13 protein-coding genes and 1 pseudogene are annotated in these 18423 nt (G+C 69.0%); 7 read left to right on the top strand and 7 right to left on the bottom strand.

What is annotated here, in order from left to right:
• The first annotated feature begins 273 nt into the window (after positions 1 to 273).
• The 4 genes from P3G67_RS11500 (at position 274) to P3G67_RS11485 (ending at position 6334) form a co-directional block, all read left to right on the top strand.
• Positions 274 to 1056: an ABC transporter ATP-binding protein gene (locus P3G67_RS11500; protein ID WP_276093349.1), complete on the top strand. Its 783-nt coding sequence runs from the start codon at positions 274 to 276 to the stop codon at positions 1054 to 1056.
• A 120-nt stretch (positions 1057 to 1176) separates the two neighbouring features.
• Positions 1177 to 3741 (top strand): ABC transporter permease, encoded by a 2565-nt coding sequence (locus P3G67_RS11495; RefSeq protein WP_276093348.1) that lies wholly within the window; start codon positions 1177 to 1179, stop codon positions 3739 to 3741.
• Between the two features lie 146 nt (positions 3742 to 3887).
• Entirely contained in the window at positions 3888 to 4823 is a 936-nt protein-coding gene (locus tag P3G67_RS11490) for a DUF3626 domain-containing protein (RefSeq protein WP_276093347.1), read from the top strand.
• Positions 4820 to 6334 (top strand): SDR family NAD(P)-dependent oxidoreductase, encoded by a 1515-nt coding sequence (locus tag P3G67_RS11485; RefSeq protein WP_276093346.1) that lies wholly within the window; start codon positions 4820 to 4822, stop codon positions 6332 to 6334. The genes P3G67_RS11490 and P3G67_RS11485 overlap by 4 nt, the downstream gene beginning before the upstream one ends.
• 106 nt (positions 6335 to 6440) lie before the next feature.
• Here the strand turns inward: P3G67_RS11485 and P3G67_RS11480 are convergent, their stop codons facing one another.
• Entirely contained in the window at positions 6441 to 7145 is a 705-nt protein-coding gene (locus P3G67_RS11480; RefSeq protein ID WP_276093345.1) for a TetR/AcrR family transcriptional regulator, read from the bottom strand.
• Between the two features lie 144 nt (positions 7146 to 7289).
• Positions 7290 to 8300, bottom strand: a complete 1011-nt coding sequence (locus tag P3G67_RS11475; protein WP_276093344.1) for an alcohol dehydrogenase — start codon at positions 8298 to 8300, stop codon at positions 7290 to 7292.
• Positions 8301 to 9185: 885 nt separating this feature from the next.
• Here P3G67_RS11475 and P3G67_RS36010 point away from each other — a divergent pair.
• On the top strand, positions 9186 to 9278 hold the full coding sequence (locus P3G67_RS36010; RefSeq protein WP_391858242.1) for a DUF6191 domain-containing protein: 93 nt from the start codon (positions 9186 to 9188) through the stop codon (positions 9276 to 9278).
• A 128-nt stretch (positions 9279 to 9406) separates the two neighbouring features.
• On the opposite strand, the pseudogene P3G67_RS11470 reads toward P3G67_RS36010, so the two are convergent.
• The 3 genes and pseudogenes from P3G67_RS11470 to P3G67_RS11460 all read right to left on the bottom strand — a co-directional run bounded on the left by P3G67_RS11470 (position 9407) and on the right by P3G67_RS11460 (position 11921).
• Positions 9407 to 9822: pseudogene (locus P3G67_RS11470) on the bottom strand (GlcG/HbpS family heme-binding protein).
• A 59-nt stretch (positions 9823 to 9881) separates the two neighbouring features.
• Complete coding sequence (locus P3G67_RS11465) at positions 9882 to 11084, bottom strand: MFS transporter (protein WP_276093343.1); 1203 nt, start codon at positions 11082 to 11084, stop codon at positions 9882 to 9884.
• Between the two features lie 372 nt (positions 11085 to 11456).
• Positions 11457 to 11921, bottom strand: a complete 465-nt coding sequence (locus P3G67_RS11460) for a MarR family winged helix-turn-helix transcriptional regulator (protein ID WP_276093342.1) — start codon at positions 11919 to 11921, stop codon at positions 11457 to 11459.
• A gap of 560 nt (positions 11922 to 12481) precedes the next feature.
• Here P3G67_RS11460 and P3G67_RS11455 point away from each other — a divergent pair.
• Positions 12482 to 14242: a SulP family inorganic anion transporter gene (locus P3G67_RS11455; RefSeq protein ID WP_276093341.1), complete on the top strand. Its 1761-nt coding sequence runs from the start codon at positions 12482 to 12484 to the stop codon at positions 14240 to 14242.
• A 384-nt stretch (positions 14243 to 14626) separates the two neighbouring features.
• Here P3G67_RS11455 and P3G67_RS11450 read toward each other — a convergent pair whose 3' ends face one another.
• Both P3G67_RS11450 and P3G67_RS11445 read right to left on the bottom strand, forming a co-directional pair.
• Positions 14627 to 17395 (bottom strand): M48 family metalloprotease, encoded by a 2769-nt coding sequence (locus P3G67_RS11450; protein WP_276093340.1) that lies wholly within the window; start codon positions 17393 to 17395, stop codon positions 14627 to 14629.
• A complete protein-coding gene (locus P3G67_RS11445) occupies positions 17392 to 17922 on the bottom strand; it encodes a hypothetical protein (protein ID WP_276093339.1) in 531 nt (176 codons plus the stop codon). Before P3G67_RS11445 ends, P3G67_RS11450 begins: the two co-directional genes overlap by 4 nt.
• A gap of 207 nt (positions 17923 to 18129) precedes the next feature.
• Between P3G67_RS11445 and P3G67_RS11440 the strand changes: the two genes are divergently transcribed.
• Positions 18130 to 18354, top strand: coding sequence for a hypothetical protein (locus tag P3G67_RS11440; protein WP_276093338.1), 225 nt, complete (start codon positions 18130 to 18132; stop codon positions 18352 to 18354).
• Positions 18355 to 18423 lie beyond the last annotated feature (69 nt).

Below are 18423 nucleotides of genomic sequence, written 5' to 3'. Positions count from 1 at the left end.
CTGCGCGGCGCGGGCTCCCTGCTGTGTGAACGGTCTGAGGCCGTGGCACGAGGTGTGGTCCCGCGCGGGCAGGCCCTCCTCTCCCCAACGGCATAGGCCCCTCCCTCTGAGGGTCTGCCCGAGGGCGGAGGCGGACCGTTCGACTCCTCCCTCGGACAGAGCCCAACTCCCGCCCGCAGAGCGATGTTTGCGCAGGTGAAGGCGGTGAGGATGGGTGTGTCCCTCCGGCCCGCCGCGCTCTGTGCGGACCGTCGAATCACAGGCGGAGTACTCATGTCCCAGATGTTCCCCACCCCCGCACCCGGCTCCCCCGTCACCGAACCGGCTGCCCGCGCAACGGGTCTGACCAAGGTGTACGGGAAGGGTGAGACGCGGGTCACCGCGCTGGACTCGGTGTTCGTCGAGTTCGCACGGGGCCGGTTCACCGCCGTGATGGGTCCCTCCGGTTCCGGCAAGTCCACGCTGATGCACTGCATGGCCGGGCTGGACCGGGTCACCTCCGGCTCGGCGCGCATCGGCGGAACCGAGCTTGCCTCCCTTTCGGACAAGCAACTCACCACGCTGCGGCGGGACAAGGTGGGATTCGTCTTCCAGGGCTTCAACCTGCTGCCGACGCTCACCGCGCTGGAGAACATCACGCTGCCGCTGCGGCTCGCCGGCCGTAAGCCGGACCCGGCCTGGCTGGAGACGGTTGTCACCACCGTGGGCCTGGCGGGTCGGCTCGCCCATCGGCCCACTGAGCTGTCCGGCGGCCAGCAGCAGCGGGTCGCGGCTGCCCGCGCCCTGGTCTCGCGTCCCGAGATCGTGTTCGCCGACGAGCCGACTGGCAACCTCGACTCCCGCTCCGGCGCCGAGATCCTTGGCTTTCTGGGCGACTCGGTACGGGAGTTGGGGCAGACGGTGGTGATGGTGACCCACGACCCGGTGGCCGCCGCACACGCGGACCGGGTGGTGTTCCTCGCCGACGGCCAGCTCGTGGACGAGCTGCACGAGCCGACCGCTGACGCGGTCCTCGACCGGATGCTCCGGTTCGAGGCCCAGAGCCGCACGCGCTGACCCGGCCAGGTGGCGGGCGCCCGCCGCGCGCCTCGCACAGTCACCCGCGTTTCGGGCCCCGCACAGCACCTGGCAGCCCTTTGTCTTCTCCGTACTCCGCACTCCCCTGGAATCGCCCCCATGCTGCGAACAGCCCTGCGCAACGTCCTTGCGCACAAAGCCCGTCTGCTCATGACCGTGCTCGCGGTCTGTCTCGGTGTCGCCTTCGTCTCCGGCACGCTGGTTTTCGCGGACTCCTCCTCCGCCGCCTACCGCGCCGCCGTATCCAGGAACTTCGCGGACATCGCGGTCAGCGTGACGCCGAAGTTCGCCCCGTCGGCCACCGCGGAGGACCAGCGCACCACCGTGCTCGACGACGCGCTCGTGCGGAAACTCGCCAAGCTGCCGGGTGTCACCACCGCGCGTCCCTTGGCCGACGGCGCTGCCACCCTGTCCGCAAAGGACGGGAGCCCGCTGCGTGTCGGCAAGACATGGGCGAACCTGGCAGCCGCCTACGTACCCGGCGAGGGAGGCAAGGACAGCCGCTACCCGCTCGTGAACGGCCGCGCCCCGCACAACAGTGACGAGGTGGCCGTGGACAGCGGAACCGCCGCGGCCGGCGGGTTCGGCATCGGTGACATGGTCACGATGGCCACCAACGGTCCGGTCATGACCAAGCGGCTCGTCGGCATCGTCTCCACCAAGGACCCCCGGGTGACGGCGGGCGGTACTCTCGCCCTGTTCGACAAGGCGACCGCCCAGCGGCTGTTCGCCTCTCCCGGCCACTACACCGGCATCGACCTGGCCGCCGCGCCCGGTACCGCCCAGTCCGAACTCTCCCACCGGGTCACCGCCGTGCTCCCGGCCGACCGCACCGAGGTCAGCACCGCCACCGCCCAGGCCGCCCAACAGGCCGTCAACGTCGACGTGTTGACCCGGGGCTACGAGAAGATGCCCATGATCTTCGCCGGGGTCTCGCTGTTCATCGGCTCGTTCCTCATCGTCAACACCTTCACGATGCTCGTGACGCGGCGCACCCGTGAGATCGCCCTGCTGCGGGCGATCGGCGCGTCGCGCCGCCAGGTGGTCCGCTCCGTCCTTCTGGAGGCCGCCCTGGTCGGCCTCGCCGCGTCCGCGATCGGGTTCCCGCTCGGCCTGGGCGTCGCCTCGGTGCTGCCCGACATCCTGAACACCTCACAGGAGGTGCTGCCCAGCGGCCCTCTGGTCATCAGTGCCCAGCCCGTCGTGGCCGCGCTCGCCGTGGGCGTGGGGGTCACGGTGCTCGCCGCGTGGCTGCCGTCCCGCCGGGCGGCGAGGATCGCACCGGTTGAGGCCATGCGCTCGGCCGAGCAGCCACCCTCCGCCGCCCGTTCCCGGATCCGCGGGCTGGTAGGACTGGTCCTGCTGGTGCTCGGCGCCGGGCTGCTGGTGTCGCTCGCCGGGGCGAAGGACGCCTCAGAGGGAAACCTGGAAAGCGCGATGCTCGGCTGCGCTCTCCTCGGCGCCGCCCTGGTCGTGCTGGCGCCGCTGCTCGCCGGCCCGGTGGTCCGGCTCATCGGACGACTGACCACCCGCTTCGGCGTCATCGGCCACCTCGCACGGGAGAACGCCCTGCGCGACCCGCGGCGTACCGCGGCCACCGCCTCCGCCCTGATGATCACCACCGCGCTGGTCGCCGGGCTCGCCGTCATCGGCAACTCCACCGGGCAGGCCCTCGACCGTCAAGCCGCGTCCGGCCTCGGGGCCGACTACGTGATCAGCACCCGTGACACCACGACCGCCATCGACACGGCCGCCGTACGGCGGGTGGCCGACACCTCCGGAGTGCGGACCGCCAGCGCCATCGCGGACTCCACCGTGTTCACCGGTGGCAAGTCCCAGCAGATCTCCGGCGTCGACCCGGAAACCGTGAACAGCGTCATGAGGCTCCACTTCGTCAGCGGTTCCGCGAAGAATCTCGGACCAGGCCGAATCGCCGTGTCCCGCAGCCTCGCCGAGCAAGGCGGCCTGAGCGCGGGCAGCCGACTCAACGCGAGCATCGGCCGGGGCCAGGACTTCAAGCAGTACAGCGTTGTGGGCGTCTACGAGGACAACCCGGTGGCCCGCGACGCGCTGGGCTACCGCCCAGAAGTCCAGAACAACAGCTTCATGCCCGGCTCCGTCCAACGCCTCCTGGTCCGCACCGACAACAACGCCGTGTCGAAGGACACGGAGAGCCGGCTGCGCGCCGCCGTGGGCAACAACCCGCTGCTGAAGGTCCAGGACCGGGGGCAACTCGTCCACGAGGCCGCCGGAACCGTGGGGAACCTGCTCACGCTGATGTACGGGTTGCTCGTCATCGGCGTCGTGATCGCCGCGCTCGGAATCGTCAACACCCTGGCGATGTCGGTTTCGGAGCGCACTCGCGAGATCGGCGTGCTGCGCGCCATCGGCATGGATCGCGTCGGCATCCGACGAATGATCCGCCTGGAGGCGGTGACCGTCGCCGCCTTCGGCACACTGCTCGGCCTGCTCGGCGGACTGTTCGGGGCCTGGGCGGTCGGCGCGCTGGCCAACGGCGCGATCACGCAGTACTCGCTCGCACTCCCCTGGGGAACGCTGGCGCTCGTATGCCTGATGTCTCTCGCGCTCGGCGCGGTCGCAGCGGCCCTCCCGGCCCGCCGCGCAGCCGCGCTCAGTCCGCTGCGAGCAGCCGCGGAGCTGTAGGGCCGCGGCAACCGCCCGCCGCAGCGAAGCTGACGGCGGGCGGTCCGGCATGCCCCCCGCACACGTCCTTTCAGGCCCCTGATTCGGGGACCGTGCTCAGGGTAATTGAGATGTGGTGGCGGACTGTGTTCCTGCACACTTCACCGATGGGAACCGGCACCGGCTGGTCTCCGCAGGAGAGGGCCTTGCACCACCTCACGGCCCTGTCCTCGGGAGATCCGCTCGACCCTCGGCTGCGGCTGACGATGAACTTTCACCCCGACCGGGCAGCGGACGGCCAGCCGATCCTGCTCAAGATGGCGGCGGACCGTGTCTATCGATCCCAGTTCGTAACGGGCACCAGCAACGGTGGTCTGACCGCTCACCCGGGCGGGGACCGGTGGCGCTGGGAGAGTCGCATCTTCGTCGGCGCCTACGACCATGTGGCCGCCGACGAGCGCCCTGTCTACGGTGCGTTGAACTTCCGGCGCGACCCCGCGGGCGGGGCACCGCGATTCGGCTCCTCCCACTTCCGGCTCACCGGCGACACCCTGGCCCGAACCACGTTCTGCTACCCCGACAGCTCCACCGAGCCGTCCGACTTCGGCGTCGCGGCTCGTTTCTCGCTCATCGAGTTGGCTGAGGCCGGTGGCCTGGATGCCATGGACGGTCACATCGAGGCGCAGATCCACGGGCCGGTCAGGCTCGACCGCCACGTCGAGGCGCTGGTTCTCGACCCCAGCTACCGCGGCACGACCGTGGAGGACGCAGCCCGCCGACTACCGTGCCCGATCGAGTGGCATCCCGGTTTTCGGCTCAGCGTGGACCGTCTGCGCCGCCACCCGGGCTACCGCGGACAGCGGTACGTCGACCTGGGAGCCGAGATCGCGGTCGACGGCCGGATCGACCCGAAGATCATCGGAGATGCCGTACAGACAGGCCGCTACGACCCGCAGGACCTGAAGAAGGTCTGGCACTGCCTGGCGCGCTTCGGCCCTCCGCCGCTGGACGCGGGCCCCGTGGGGCGGCCGCCCGACCACTCCGTACAGTTCACGGATAATCGGGTGGGAACCAGCGAAAGAGAGAGCAGCACACGGCCATGACGGCGACCACGGAACACCAGCACACCAACGACCAACCGGACGCCGTGGACGGCACCGCACCCGAGTTCGGGCCGGGCGTGGCCCCGGAGCGCCTGCAGCTGTGCCTCGACGTCCTCGCCGAACTGGACGACCTGCCGATCGACCACCCGGACGCGATCACCGTCCGCAAGGCCGTGGCCCACATCTTCCGCACCGTCAAACAGCGGCGCCGCCAGGAGAACCGGGCGCGCAAGACTGCCCATGACCGCGCGGTGACGGCCGCAACCGCCACCGGCGCGCCTGGCCGGATCGACGACGAGACCGCAGGCGTCTTCGGGCTGACCACCCCCACCACCACCGAGATAGCCGGCATCCTTCAGCGCCCGCGCTCCTGCTACACCTGCAAGGCTCGCTACGTCGAAGTGGATGCCTTCTACCATCAGCTCTGCAGGGACTGCGCCGCGGACAACCGGGCCCGGCGCGACGCGCGAACCGACCTGACCGGCCGCCGCGCACTGCTCACCGGCGGCCGAGCCAAGATCGGCATGTACATAGCCCTGCGGCTGCTGCGTGACGGCGCGCACACCACCATCACCACCCGCTTCCCCAACGACGCGATCCGCCGCTTCAAAGCGATGCCGGACAGCGCCGAGTGGCTACACCGTCTCAAGATCGTCGGGATCGATCTACGCGACCCGGCCCAGGTGGTCGCGCTCGCCGACTCGGTGGCCGCCGCCGGCCCGCTGGACATCCTGATCAACAACGCCGCGCAGACCGTGCGCCGCTCCCCCGCCGCCTACTCCGAGCTGGTCGCGGCCGAGTCCGCGCCACTGCCCGCCGGAGAACTGCCCACGAGCGAGGTGATCGGCCGTTTCGGCAGCGGGAGCGTCGACCACCCGGCGCTGCCCGGTCAGGCCAGCGGGGCACACGAGGCACTCGGCGCGCAGGAGGTCACCTCGCTGGCACTGGTCACGGGCTCGGCCTCGCCAGCCCGGATCGCGGCTGGTACGGCGATCGACGCGGGCGGGCTCGTCCCCGACCTGGCCGCCTCCAACAGCTGGGTGCAGACCGTCTCCGAAGTCGAGCCGGTCGAGATGCTCGAAGTCCAACTGTGCAACTCCATCGCCCCGTTCATCCTGATCAGCCGACTGCGTCCGGCGCTCGCTGCCTCCCCGGCCCGACGTACGTACGTGGTCAACGTCTCAGCGATGGAAGGCAAGTTCAGCCGAGGCTACAAGGGCGCCGGGCACCCCCACACCAACATGGCCAAGGCCGCGCTCAACATGCTCACCCGCACGAGCGCGCAGGAGATGTTCCAGGTCGACGGCATTCTGATGACCGCGGTGGACACCGGCTGGATCACCGACGAACGCCCGCACCCCGACAAGATCCGTCTGGCCGACGCGGGCTTCCACGCTCCTTTGGACCTGGTCGACGGCGCGGCGCGGGTCTACGACCCCATCGTCCGCGGCGAACAGGGCGAAGACCTCTACGGTTGCTTCCTCAAGGACTACGCCCCCACCCCGTGGTGACGGCGATGCCGCTGACGTCCTGACCGTCCGACAGGGGCCGCGGGACGTCCGGCGTCATGTTCGCCCGTGCGACCCTTGCCGTCGAGAGCAAGGGTCGCACGGGGCACTACGGCCTGGACGCAAGCCGGGCGAGCCACTCACGCAACAACGCGAACTCGGCCGCCGTGAACGCATCAGAGGAACGCGACAGCACCGCGTCCAACGCGATGGCCCGCGAAGAGACCGATACCTCCTCGTTGGCTGGGGCGCTTTGGGTGGTCAAGGTGGCCAGCACCGCATCCCGGGTCCGTGTCGACAGACTCAGGTCGCGGGCATCAGCCGAGGCGGAGATCAGGGCGAGGGCGACGCCGGCACAGGTGGCCTGGATCATCTCCGCAGCCTGCTCCACCGGCACCCGCAAACGCCCCGCCCGCGCCACCCGCCCCAGCATGCCCAACAGCACCCGGTGCGTTTCCCCCGCCGCGCTTGGACGCTCGCCAGGACGCACCGCCCCGTACATCAACACGTAGAACGACGGATGGGTCAGGCCGAACTCCACGTGCAGGTCCCACCCGCGCCGCAGATCCTCCACCGGATCCTCGGTCGCCGCCATCGCCTGCTTGTCCGCCAGATAGCGCTCGAAGCCATAGGCGGTCACCGCATCCAGCAGACCCTGTTTGTCCCCGAACAGGCGGTAGAGCGTGGGCGCCTGGACCCCGGCCGCCGCACTGACCGCACGAGTGGAGACAGCATCAGCACCACCCTCGGCCAGCAGGTCCGCCGCAGCGATCAGGATGCGTTCACGCGTATCCACAGCCTCACAACCCACCATAGAACCAATGCTAGATGACCACTGTTAGCGACGATACGCACGACGTTGACGCCGGGCCTGTGGCAGGCGCACCACGACATGCGAGGGAGGAAGCGGTACCACCCGCGCTCCCTCCCTCGCGCTGCGCGCCAAAGCGCCTTCCGGCTACGGCACGAGGACGGCTCGGAACTGCGCCTTGCCCATGGACTGGAAGACTGCCTCGGCCTGCTCCAACGGGTGTGTCTCAATCATCGGCCGCACCCCCTTGAGCGCTGCGAATGCCATCGTCTCCTCACTGTCCTTGGCGTTGCCGCTGTACCAGCCACCAACCGAACGCCGACCGAAGACCAGCGCGTCCGGCGAGACATCGATCGGCTGGTGGTCAGCGGCGACGATCAGCAGCCGACCGTTGGGCTTCAACCCCTGCACCAGGTCCGACTGTGCCGGGCTGGAACCGACGGTCGACAACACGACGGCCGCGCCACCGAGGCGCGCCAGTGCCTCACCCGCGCTGCCCTCGTTGCTGTCGATGTACTCATCAGCTCCCAACTGACGCGCCAGTTCCTCCTTGGCACGGCCACGGTTGATGGCTACCGTCCGAAAGCCCATCTTGTCGGCGAACTGCACCGCCAGATGCCCCAGACCGCCAATACCGTGAACCGCCACCGTCTCGCCCGGGCGCGCGCCGGAGTTGCGCAGGGAGTTGAACGTGGTGATTCCCGCACACATCAACGGCCCCGCCTCCTCGAACGACAACGCGTCCGGAATACGAGCGAGGGCGTCCTGGGGTGCCACCATGTACTCCGCGTAGCCACCGTCGTAGTGCAGTCCGACGATCGTGCGGTCGACGCAGTTGGTGAAGTCACCCTCACGGCACGGGTCACAGACGAAGCAGCTCCCGCCATGCCAGCCGATACCGACGCGGTCCCCCGCCTGCCAGGCGGTCACACCAGGCCCCAACGCGTCCACCACACCGGCCACCTCATGGCCGGGAACCCGCGGAAGCTGCGCGCCGAACAAGCCGAGGCGCACGATGTTCTCCCCCGCGCACACACCGCATGCGTGCACCTTGATCCGCACCTGACCCGGCCCGGGCTCCGGCACCGGAACAGTCGCCATCACGAACTCGCCACCCGCCGTAACCGCCTGCGCGGCACGCATCGTCGAGGACGCCATAACCATTTCTCCTTATTGCTGCAGACAAGAACTTGATGAGGCCGAAAGGCCTGGGACGCTTCAGAGAGCCGGGAAGTCAGGGATTCCGGGGCAACTGGTTTGGCGGATACTCCGCCACTCCCTCGGCAGTGGCCAGCGAGCCCAGCGGAACGCTGTCGGCGAGGGCCCTCCCGGGCGGCCTTGCCATAAAGATCAACTTCACGCCTCCTACTCCTGCGTACCCCGCGACCGCGAGGGCGATCATCATCGCTAACGCTGTGGCGTTAGCACCGATAAATCGATGCTAACAGATTGCCGTTAGCAGTGATAGAGAGTGGTGGGCTGCCCGATGGTTACCCCAGGCCCCACAGCAAAGGACGCCCGCACCGTGAGGAGCCTGGCGCGCCCCCTCCCCGTAGGTGGCCGAAGGCGCCAGCCCGAATCCTGCTTCCGCCTGTCGACCACCAGCCTGCTGGCCCGTCGGAGGTCCAGAACTGTTCACCGCACTCCCGCACGGACGCGACGGCGAGCTTCGCGTCATACATCCGCGGCGAGAGACGGACCGATCGGCGGATCCACACAGGTCCTTGCGCAACGGCTCCGCGTCTCGACGTTGCCGCCGATCGTCGTGAAGTGCGTCGAGTCGGCGCGGTCACGGCGGATGAGCGCGACGTGGTCGCCGCAGAACACCAGCGCGCTGGTGCGGACTTTGATGTGTGAGAAGGGTGCCGCAGCCTCTGGGGCGCTTGTCATGTGAGGACCTACCCCGTCGGTGTCCTGGACACCGGGACCCAGCCGTTCCACGTCAACGGGCCGATGACAAAGCCGCATTGGACCCGGCGGAGGGACTACGTGGTAGTCGCGCTGAGGGTGACGCGGTGCTGGAGGCCCTGCTGTTCATGACCGCTGGCACTGCGAGACGACGCGCAGGGCGCCGCGCCGCCGCGCATGGGCGTCGACCTGGACGCCGGGACGGCCATGGCCCGGCGGCGCGGATAGCCTCTGGCTTCACGAGGTGAGTTGCCGGTATCCGCGGCGCGACTCCAACGGGCAACCGGTGCCTGCCTCATCGGGGAAGAGGCCGCCGACCGCCTGGCGGCGGCCGTCGCAAGGATGGCCTTCTGCGGTCAGGCAGCCAGTTCCCTCAGCGCGGCGGTGGCGAAGGCGTGGTCCTGCTCAGGGGCGCCGCCGCCAACGCCGAGGGCGCCGATGAGTCGGCCGCCATGGTGGATCGGGACGCCACCGGCGATGAAAAGCAATGGGCGGTCGAGGGCGGTGGGCAGGGTGTGGAAGAGGCCACCGGGCTGGACGGCGTCGACCAGGTCGGCGGTGGCGGAGTCCAACTGTAGAGCGGTGTAGGCCTTGCGGGTGCTGGTCTCCCCCGAGATCAGCACGGCGCGGTCGTCGCGCGGAAGGCGAGCAGATGTCCGCCGGCGTCCAGGACAGTGACGCTGACCGGGACACCTGCGGTCTCTGCGGCGGTGCGGGCGGCACCGACCAGGGTCTCGGCGTCGGTGGTGGTGAGCAAGGCGTGGGCGTTCAAGGTGACTCCTCAGACGGTGGTGGACAAACGTGGGAATGAGACGGTGAACGGGCCGCAGTTCAGCGGGAAACGAACTCGCCGTGCACCGGGCTGGCGGCGGCGCGCGGCGCGCTCGGCTGGTCGCGGCGCTCAAGGGCCGCGGACCCGAAGGCGAGCCCGAGGGCAGAGCCCGCCAGGATCGCGCCGACCCAGTTCGGCGAGGTGTAGCCGAGGCCTGCGGCGATGACGATGCCGCCGAGCCACGCGGACAGGGCGTTGCCCAGATTGAAGGCACCGATGTTCACCGCGGAGGCCAGAGTGGGGGCGCCGTGCGCCTGGTCGAGAACCCGCTTCTGCAACGGGGGTACGGTCGCGAAGCCGAGCGCCCCGACCAGCAGCACGGTGATCGCGGCCAGCACCTTGCTGTGCGCGGTCAGCGTGAACAGACCCAGCACGAGGGCCAGGCCGCCGAGGGTGGTGTAGAGCATCGGCATCAGCGCGCGGTCGGCGAACCGCCCGCCGACGAGGTTGCCGATGACCATCCCGACGCCGAACAGGACCAGCAACCAGGTGACCGCGCCGTCCGAGTAGCCTGCGACGCGGGTCATCATCGGCGCGATGTAGGTGATCGCGGCGAAGACACCGCCGAAGCCGAGCACCGTCATGGCCATGGCGAGCAGGACCTGGGGGTTGCGCAGGGCGGCGGCCTCATGACGCAGATGGACGCCTTCGGGGCGGGGCAGGACGGGGACGAGCCTGGCTATCCCGAGCAGGCCCACCACGCCGAGTCCCGCGACGACGGCGAAGGTGGTCCGCCAACCCGCGGCCTGGCCGATGTAGGTGCCGAGTGGCACTCCGACGACGTTGGCGATGGTCAGGCCGGTGAACATGGTGGCGATGGCCCCGGCCTTCTTCCCGGGGGCGACCAGCTCGGCGGCGACGACCGAGCCGATCCCGAAGAAGGCACCATGCGCGAGCGAGGTGACAAGGCGCCCGGCGAGCATCAACCCGAAGCTGGGTGCCAGTGCGGACAGCAGGTTGCCCGCGATGAACAGGCCCATCAGCAGCATGAGCATCCGCTTGCGGGGGACCTTCGTGCCGAGCACGGTCATCAGCGGCGCACCGAACAGCACGCCGAGCGCATAGCCGGTGACAAGCAGTCCTGCGGTGGGGATGGTGACGTGGAAGTCGGCAGCGACCTGAGGCAGCAGACCCATCACCACGAATTCGGTGGTGCCGATACCAAAGGCACCGATGGCGAGAGCGAGAAGCGCGAGAGGCATTGACTCAACCTTCCGTGTTGCTTGAGTGAGCCTTTAGCATGCTCTCACAATAGTTGCAGACGCCTGATACTTGCAAGTGCATCTATCGGAAGAGGTGTGGAGTCAGTGAGGAGGGCCCCTACAGCGCCGCAGCACCCACAGCCGCCGGCTGCGCCGACGTACACAAACCCGCGCGAGGAGGGCGACCAGGCAAACCAGAAGCCATGCAGCCAGCAATCAGAGCGCGCACCAAGCACTCCGGGCGACCTACGGGCCATCGCTACCGCAGGGACTGCGCCGGTCGGCGCCCGGCAAAGCAGCCCGATCCGCGCAAGGCGGAGATCAACGCCACGAAGGCGCCCACGAAACTCGACCGGGGGTCGGCGCGCGGCGTCAGGCAGCCGCGGGACCGTCCAGCGTCTCGACAGCCGCCACGAGCGACGTCAGTCGGGGATCTTGGCCGGCACGGTCAAGGGCCTCGCGCAGCGCCGCGTCATGAGTCGGGCGCGCCTCGGCGAGCAGGGCGAGCCCAGCCTCGGTGACATCGGTGTAGATGCCCCTGCGGTCGGTCGGGCACAGATATCGGGCGAGCAGCCCGCGGTCCTCCAAGCGCGTGACAAGCCGGGTGGTCGCACTCTGGCTGAGGACCACCGCGTCGGCGACCTGGTTCATGCGCAGATGGCCGCCCTCGCCGTTGTGCTGATGACTGAGAACGTCGAGCAGGGAGTACTCCCGCACGCTGAGGTCATGCCCACTCTGCAGGGCACGCTCGATGTGCGCCTCGATCCGACCGTGCAGGAGGGAGAGGGCATACCAGCCGTGAGCGAGACCGGTCGCCGTGGCGTCCGTGGCAGCCATGGCTCCTCCTCCACTTGCAGCCGGGGCTCCCCCACAGCCCAGCATCGATCACACTTTCACAATATACCGCGCCTGCAATTAGTAGGCTAAGTAAGGAGCAGAGCGTCTGCCACCCGGCCTGGCCGCAGCCACCGCGAAACCGCCGGGCGTCGGACCGCATGGCGACCACCTCCGTACGCGAGGGCCGATGCGTAAGGCCTGCGACACCACCGCGCCCCCGGAAGTCGGCCCCACGCATTTGTCTTCCAGCCCAGCCAGTTATATGAGATTGATAGTCACAGACTGCTTGCGTGGGCCACGCAGAAAGTGTGACACTGCACCTGACTTTGACTCAGCGACAAATGACGCCGCTTCGAAGCAATTTACCAACCGAGGCCGTGATTGCCGCGCCAGACTTCTGGGCGGCTGACGTCACACCTCAATCCAAGCCGTTCATCACAAGACCTTCTGGTCTTACCGCAGCACTGGTTCACGGGGCGTCGCTCGGCAAAAAGGAGACACGCCCGCCGTAACCCGCGCTCCATCCCCTGCTCACGTCGGTGTGAAGGCGGTGGCTCTGATTGAGTCACATTGGTAGTTCCGGTGCGCGCCTTCGCACGGCAGCCCGCGATTCGCGCTCGGTCCATTCCGCCCAGAAAGACCTGGGTGCCGTCCGCCGCTCGCTGCGCAGGGACGTCAGAGCGGGAGCGCTCGCGGCAGTGTCAATGCTGCCCTCAGTACTCGGACTTGGAGTCGCCTCCGGACTTGGGGCCGCCTCCGCGGTGATCAGCGCAGTGCTGGGTGGAGCGATCGCGGCCCTGCTGGGCGGAGTTCCTCTACAAGTCACCGCTCCCACGGGAGTGCTCGTCGCGGTCCTGGCTCCCGTGACACGTACCTACGGGCCCGCCGGCTCCCTTACCGTAGGACTACTGGCCGGCTTTCTCCTGATCATTGCGTCCCTCATCGGCGCCAGTCGCGTCGTGCGCCATATGCCCGTGTCAGTGATCCAAGGGTTCACCATCGGTGGCGTACTGGTAATCGTGCTTCGGCAACTCACCGTCATTCTGGGCCCGTCCGGCAGGCACGGTGGCCCTGTCGCCTTCACAGCGGCCAGGGCGCTCACGGCATTTATGGCACATCCGCACTGGCATACCGTGATTGTGGCGAGCGTGACGATGACGGTGCGTCTGGTCGACCGCCGATCGCCGCTGCCTGGACTCGTCACCGCGGTGACAATCGCCGCTGTCACCGTGCTGACCCTCCGACTGCATCTGGCACTGCACCACATCGGATACGGCACCGGCGGGGTCCCCCTGCCCTCGGTGAGGTTCCTGGAAGCTTCCTCGGTGCCGGCCCTTATGCCTTCCGCCGCACTGTTGGCGCTGCTGGTGACTCTTGAGTCGTTGCGGGCCGTCATCTCGACACAACCGATCAACGCGGCGGACCAACGTCTCGAAGACAGGGAGTTGTTCGGCCAGGGAGCCGCCAACCTCACCGCTCCTCTCTTCGGAGGCATAGCCGCCACAGGCAGCGCCGCGCGCACGGCCGTGAACGTTCGTGCTGGCGCCACGTCCCGCGTCGCCTCCCTTGCGGGTTGCTCGACCTTGGCCCTCATCTCCTTGACCGCCGCACCGCTGATCGCCCAGATTCCTCGCGTAGCGCTGTCAGGGGTCGTGATCGCCACCATGGTCCGGTCGATCGACGTCAAAGCACTGCGCACGCTCGCCCGTGTTGACCGAAGCCAAACCGTGGTCGTGGCAGTCACAGCGGCCACTCCGCTTGTCTTCAACTTCGCGATCGCTCTTGCCGCCGGATCCACGCTGGCGGCATCACTGGCCTTGCGGCAAATCGCCCGTACGGCACACGTCGAGCCGGTGCCCGCGCCTGGGAGACCGGTGTTCTTCGAATCGCTTCCCGTCAGATGGAATCTGAGCGCAGGACTCCCAGAGGAGCAAACGGACAGGTTCAGCCTCGAAGGGGCGCTGTTCTTCGCCACCGCCGACCGTCTCCTGCACCCCGTCAGACGATCCCCGGCCCGCCTGATCATCTTGGACATGTCTCGGGTGACCTCGGTCGACGCCACCGCCCTGATGGCGTTGCGGGCGGTCGTTGATGCGTTCGCGCGTCGCGGAACCCACGTGCTGCTGCGTGGTGTCGGCCCGGACTACACAAAGGCCATGCGCGCTGTCGGCCTGGCGAACGAAGCACGGGCCAGCAAGTATCCCGTCGCCGACACGGGTGGTACCGAAGCCCGCCCCCCTGTCGGTCCGCCTGGACCACGTAAGGCTGCTGACGGCTGTCCCGTACAGGATCGGCAGGCACCAGGGTTCCGTCGACGATGAACACGACGTCCTTGCGGACCAGCGTGCCGGGCTGAACGCCGGGCGAGGCCCGAGGCGGCCGATGATGCGCTACGGCGTCACGGAAGGCAGCGCTGGCCGCGGTCTCGCGCAGTTGGAAGGCGAGACGCGGTCCACCGTGCGCCAACTTGCACGGCTATATTGGGAGTTGTCACCCTGACCCTTCCCTACCCGACCAAGTCGCTCCCTGGCCTGCAACTGCGCCCGCTCAACTGGCCATACAGGGGCGCTCTGACGCCGCGATCAGACGAGGCGCGGCTGGCCCAACTCAGTTGCCGTCAGCTTTTGGTCGATGAACTTCACAGCAGAGTCGACGCGGGTGAGCGTCAGAGCGGTCGCCGCAGCGGCTCCACCGTCCGCCGGGTGTCAGCGCATCGACTTCCCGGCCGCCACGATGTCCGCGGTCATGTCGTCCGCGGGTTGCAGCGAGGTTCTCATGGCGGCCGTCAGATCTGCCGTCTCGGTGCCGGGATCCGCGGATTCGGTGGCTGCGGTGCACCTTTCGGCGAAGCCGGCGATCAACTGGACGTAGGCGGCCCAGTGGGCGCTGGTCGCGGTTCCCGGCGGTGGCGGGAAGGCCCCGGTTTGCGGTGCGACGTGGGCGAGGGTCTGGCAGGCGAGTCGGAATCGCGAGTCGTGGGAGATCGCGGCCCAGGTGGCCTGCTGGCGAAGTGCGGGCTCGGCTGCCTTGAACAGATTGGTGAGGGCGCTCTGCGCCGTGAGGGCCTGGGCGATCCCACCGCCCCTCAGCCAATCCGGATAGCTCTCTCGGGCGACTTCCGCGGGGTCGAAGTGCGGCGCCACGTAGTCCACACCCACGCTGTCGACCTTCTCATGGTGCGGCGGTGGCCAGGCGGCCAGTCCTATGAAGCCGCAGGCCAAGGCCACCAGGCCGAGGCGCGGTGCCGTCCCGGACAAGTGCCCCAGCGCGGGACGTGACCGGGGCGAGCGGCGCAGCGCCCGCCCGAGCAGGACACCGCCGACCGTCATGGCAGACCCGAGGAAGCCGACGTCCCGCAGGGCCTGGAAGGCGACGAAGACATCGCCGTGACTTGGGCAACCGGCCGTCGAGATCTGCAGACCGGGCACGCAGGAGTCGGTGACATGGGCTGCCCACAGGGCAAGGCAACACAGCACACCGGTGACGGTGGTCGCGAACAGACTTGGCATCAGTCTCATCCGCCGGGCGCCGAGCACCAGACCGGTGCCCAGTTGGACCACCAGGACGGCAGCGATCTCCCAGCAGACGAACACCACGGCGAACCCACCTCCCGCACGGGTCCCGGACGGCACGGTCGCATGGGCCACCGCGCGCAGGCTGACCTCGATCACCAGCCACACCAGCGCCGCGACGACACCGCTGCGTGCGGCGGACCGCACAGTCCCCCGCCGGGCCGCGCCGAGCAGCAACGGCACCAGCCAGAGCAGTGGCGCGGCGAAGCTGGTGACCGGCCCGAGAACGGGCAACAGCACGAAGGGGTACAGGACGCCCTTCACCACGGCCGGGTCCAGCACGGTCCAGTGAGCCTCCAGCACACTCTGCCGCCACATCGACGCGTCGCCCGCCAACGTGTCCGCGATCGGTGGCATGCCGTAGTTGAGGTTGTTCCACCAGCGCAGACAGGCCCAAGCTCCGGCCAGCACGGCGACGGCGGCAAGCAGACCACCCGGCCACCGGCTCGTCGCACCCACCAACTGCGAACAGTAGCCGGCCCAGTGGCACAGCAGCACGGTGCACACCAGCATGAGCGCGACGAGCACCAGATCCCGTCCCAGGCCGGCCAGCGTGAACGAATTGACCGAGAGGGCAGGGGAGTTGTGCAACAGCAGGCCCTCGCGCAGCATGACCAGGCCGTACGACGAGGCAAGGCCGAGGCCGAGGCCGAGCCCCGCGCGAGTGTAGACACCGCGCCCGCCCTGTCCGGATCCGATGAAGCTGGCACCGCGCCAGCCGGCGATGCCCACCACCATGGCCGTGACCAACGTCGCCGCGTCGTGCGCACCCTGGTTGATGAGTGAGCCGGACGAGCCGTCCCAGCTTGAGTCCAGCGCCAGATAGGCGTAGATGCCCGCGATCTGCACGGCGAAGCCAGCCGTGAAGTTCTCCCAGAACCCGGGCCGCAGCAGGCGCACAGGCTCCCCGAGCAGGCGGACACGAGCTGCCAACCTCGGATGGGTGTGCCACCACCGAGTACCGTCCTGCGCAGCGGCCGCCGTGAAGACCTCACGCAACACCGCCGGCGCCAGCCACTGCGCGGCCCGCGCGTCGGCGTAGCCCTCCCGTACCCGGAGGACCGCGATGCGTGAGACGTAGACCAGGGCCGTCAGGACCGGGAAGAACCAGCCCAAGGTGGCCAGTTGGGTACTCCACAGCGACCATCCGACCTGGAACGGGTTGCGAAACGGCTGGGCCGTGGCCAGGGCCGGGTCCACCAGGGAGGCCAGCGCCGGGATCACCGTCACCAGCACGAACGCGCGCCAGGCCGCGAGTGTCACATACGTGATGGTCACGTCTCCGTTGCGGTCGTGGGCCAGCTCGTGCAGCACCACGGCGCGGAACTTCTCCGGAGAATGCCGGAGCTGCACCACCAAACCCGCGCTCAACGACACCTCGCGCCGCCCGAGTCCCCCGAACGCCCGTCCTGCGGGACGCGGATTGGCCGACTCGATGAGGAACCTCGGTGGCCGGGCCAGGCCCGCGGTGCGGACCAGCGCCCGCAACTCCTCCCGCAGGGCCGTGGTGTCCGCCGCCGACAGCGCCTCGATCGGTATCAACCGCTTGCGCCGCCTGCGCCACACCGGCTGTAGGGCGAACAGCGCCAGCGTCACCACGGCCAGCAATGCGAGTGAAACCGCCACCCACAGAACGCTGTTGGGCGTCACGTTCGCCATGCACCGGTGGTACTGGTTGTATCGCGCCTGCTCGTCGGGCGGCAGCCACTTGCCCATCGCCAGGTAGTAGCCGCTGCGCACCTCGCACCGTGCCTGGGCGGCGACGCCGTCGATCGGGCGCCAGATGGTGCTGAACAGCCAATACCACATCGCGGTCGCGCTCGCGGACAGCAGGATGAGCGTGCCGAAACGTAACGTTGTGCTGGCCGGAGCGCTGAACGGGCCGTCGGCGGAACGCGTCATCTCAGGCCGTTCCCCGTCGACCCGTCCTCGCCCGTTGCACTCTTGGCAACCACCGCAAGCAAAGCGTCCACCAGCGCCGTGGCACTCTCCGGTGGCAACTGCAACTGCCCTGCGCGCTGGAGAAGTTGGTCACGCAGATCCGCGGCGGTCGCTGAACCGGGCTCGGCTTCAGGCGCGGTCGCCGCGATGCCATCGGCTCGTCGTCGTCCGCGCAACCGGCTCCAGGCCCGGCCCAGTTCACGGCCGCCACGCTTGATGATCTCGTCGCTGACGTTGTCCGTGAGCCGGTTGTAGAGCGAACTGGCCAAGGTCAGCGCCACAGGGGTGACCAGCGCCACCGCCGCGTCCCAGCCCGACTCGATGATCCCGTCCGAGTACCGGTGATCGCGCCGCACCTCGCCACGCCTGGCGAACTCCGCCGCAAGTGGGGCGAAGAACGCCAACTCCTCGGGTGCCACGACGGCAACGGCCTGCCGGGCAACACTTGAGACGAACTCCTGCCGAGCAGCCTCTTTCGCATCCCGCATCGCGATCCCCCTCCTGCGCAGCCGCCCCTTGGCCGCGATCCGCACTGTGAGTGAACCACCAACTCCCCTGTTCGGTCGGGCTTTCGGAGTACTCCCGGGGGCACAAGCCGTGGAGCGGCATGTACCGCAGTCAGCCAGCGGCAGGCCATGGGATGTCCGGGCAGGCAGGAGCACACGACAGCGACGGGTCGTCGTGGCCCTGGCCAGATGCGGCGGGCGTCGACAGCGCCACCCCGGATCTTCGCCGTGGTCCAGCCCTGCGACACCCGCCGCCGACCCACGGGCACGCCGACCCGCCTCGGCCCCCTCACCGATCCCGCCGACGCGACAGCAGTCTCCCGCTGGCTGCACGCGGGCCCGCCAGATGACGGCAGTCTGCCCAGACGACTGCTGGCCAGCCCACCGGCACGGGCGGTGGCCGGTCTGAACTGACCGGGGGCCACTTCCATTACGCTGGCCGTGCCTGCACGTGCAGAGCCCGCGACCATGGTTCCGCTCGGC

It is taken from the genome of Streptomyces silvisoli (assembly GCF_029269905.1).
Taxonomy (GTDB): Bacteria; Actinomycetota; Actinomycetes; order Streptomycetales; family Streptomycetaceae; genus Streptantibioticus_A; species Streptantibioticus_A silvisoli_A.
Note: the sequence above shows the minus strand (reverse complement) of the source record. Positions and strands in the feature narration are given on the sequence as shown.